The 2,031-nt window shown below is 48.6% G+C and carries 2 protein-coding genes and 2 pseudogenes; 1 reads left to right on the top strand and 3 read right to left on the bottom strand.

Annotated elements, in window-relative coordinates; genetic code table 11:
• Positions 1 to 354, top strand: a pseudogene (locus FIM25_RS17440) (IS1634 family transposase); the annotation flags it as partial.
• 25 nt (positions 355 to 379) lie between these two features.
• On the opposite strand, the pseudogene FIM25_RS17635 reads toward FIM25_RS17440, so the two are convergent.
• From FIM25_RS17635 to FIM25_RS16835, 3 genes and pseudogenes are all read right to left on the bottom strand, one after another.
• Positions 380 to 1,074: pseudogene (locus FIM25_RS17635) on the bottom strand (IS3 family transposase); the annotation flags it as partial.
• Positions 1,075 to 1,134: 60 nt separating this feature from the next.
• Positions 1,135 to 1,302 carry a GxxExxY protein gene (locus FIM25_RS16840; protein ID WP_218961497.1) on the bottom strand — a complete coding sequence of 56 codons (168 nt, stop codon included), beginning with the start codon at positions 1,300 to 1,302 and terminating at the stop codon, positions 1,135 to 1,137.
• Positions 1,303 to 1,342: 40 nt separating this feature from the next.
• On the bottom strand, positions 1,343 to 1,759 hold the full coding sequence (locus FIM25_RS16835) for a hypothetical protein (protein ID WP_139451010.1): 417 nt from the start codon (positions 1,757 to 1,759) through the stop codon (positions 1,343 to 1,345).
• Positions 1,760 to 2,031: the final 272 nt, after the last annotated feature.

The raw sequence follows: 2,031 nt of genomic DNA, 5'->3' as shown, positions 1-2,031 counted from the left end.
CAAAAGGGGGGGCTCGACGGTGCCAGGCCACGCACATGGTACCCGGACAATCTGCGAGGAAGGCAATTCACACAATTTATCTCGCTTGGCTATCATTGCTTCCTGATGAAAAAAATAAAGGCCGTACAGGCCAGGCTCAGAAAAAAAGACCCCGAAAAAACCAAATCTCTTATCAAGCTCGAAAAGCAGCTGGAAAACTGGCTTGCGCAACGTTCTCTCGCTCAGATCCTAGATTGGTTCGACTGTATTGAAACCACAAAGGTACAGACCCCCATGGGCAGCTATCGATGGTCCACCGAATCAGTGGCCAGAGACAGGCTCTTTTTAAAGTGTTTGGGAGTGGGTACCAAATAGTGTACGCTTTATCCGACTTTCAGGGGCGAATGTAGGTAATGTCTATACTCCAGACCTGATTGGGCCTCACAATTGGCACACCCCGTAGCAGATAGGGATAAATTTTGTGACCGGGCTTTCTGCGGCTTGTGTTTGGCCCAGGCATCATGCCAGCCAGTCCCATTTCCCGCATCAGGCGCTGAACACGTTTACGCCCCACTGCATGGCCATTTTTTTTGAGAACGTATACCATCCTTCGGCTTCCGTAAAATGGACGCCTTGTGTATTCTTCGTCAATAAGGCGACTGAAAAGAAGGTCTTCTTTGTTTGCTGGCCTGCTTTTCTGCCTTGCGTAATGCGCTGATTTGGATATACCGCTCAGGCTACATTGCGCTACAATGGGCAGTTCGTCCCCTGGATCTATCCAGGATTGACGTATTAAGGCAGGCTCATCCCGGCTTTTTTTTTGAGCCAGTTAAGCTCCATTTTCAGCCGACCGATTTCGCTATAAAGAGCATCTGGTTCCTGATGGGCAGCGGCGGCTGATTTTGGACCGCGCCTGGTTTCAAACAGTTTTTTTGCCTGTTCCTGAATCTCTTTTTTCCAAAGCCCTACGGAAATTGGGTGGACACCATACTCATGACCAATCTCATTGGCTGTCTTTACTCCCCGAAGGGCCTCAATGCCTACCTTGGCCTTAAACTCAGGACTATGGATTTTACGCTTTTTGCTCTGGCTCATTTTTACCTCCATTTCTGTGAGGTATGTAAGCTTAAATTGCTGTCCTGAAAACTGGGTCCACTATAGTTGTCTAAAAGGAATTTCACGTAAGCCAAGCTCTACAGCCAAAGCATTCTCATAGGGTTTTTCAAGTAAGCCATGGCCAAGTGTGTTAATGACTTCCATGGCACAACCCACAATCTGATAAACTTCATCTTTCAGTAATAATTCGTGTGTATTGGTGTTCATTCGTGGTTTCTGTTAGATTATTTAAACGCCTGTCAGGAGATCAGTGCCTGCAGCCGGTCAGCTTGCAGTTTTCCAAATACCACTGGAAGGCCGGTTGGGTGGAATCCAGAAAGTCCTCATAAAGCAGCGTATCAAGGAATTCTGTTCCCGTTGGCCGAACCGCACCATCAAGTACATCCATCAGATCCAGATAAATATCCCTTGATTCTCGCTTGCCCCACCACAATACCGAAGGTACGGTCCTGCCATTGAGGAGGTTTATGGCCTCGCTCCGGATCTGCCAGTCGTATCTGAAAACAGGCAGAGAAAGGTTTTTTCCACCTACGGAAGCATTGAGGAGGGAGCCTGTTTTTTCCATCAGGTAGGTACGGCTGGTTTTTTCAAAGGCTGCCAGCAGGCCGTCTCCAGCAGGGCTGTCAACTATATCTATGGTGGGCATCCCGGAAAGGAGTGCCACGTCCGCTGAGACCAGCGCAGCAACCAGTGTTGATTCTCATACACAAATCCACAAAAATTCTCACAAACAAATACCCGACAAAAATGTGACCGGAAGGGGCTATCCCCTTCCGGTCTTTCATTGTAGACAGCAGTCTACCGCACCGAGTTATCCCTTAACGCTGGAGTCCCCTCGCAGTCGCCTCCGTTTCACTCGGATCTGTTGAACCATTCAGCGCTGTAAAGCAGCTCTGCCGAGATGGTTTTTTCTTCCCGGATATATGCCTCCTCCAG

It is taken from the genome of Desulfobotulus mexicanus (genome assembly GCF_006175995.1).
In the GTDB taxonomy this organism is placed as follows: Bacteria; Desulfobacterota; Desulfobacteria; order Desulfobacterales; family ASO4-4; genus Desulfobotulus; species Desulfobotulus mexicanus.
The sequence above is the reverse complement of the archived record's forward strand: the minus strand, read 5'-3'. Positions and strand labels throughout refer to the sequence as shown.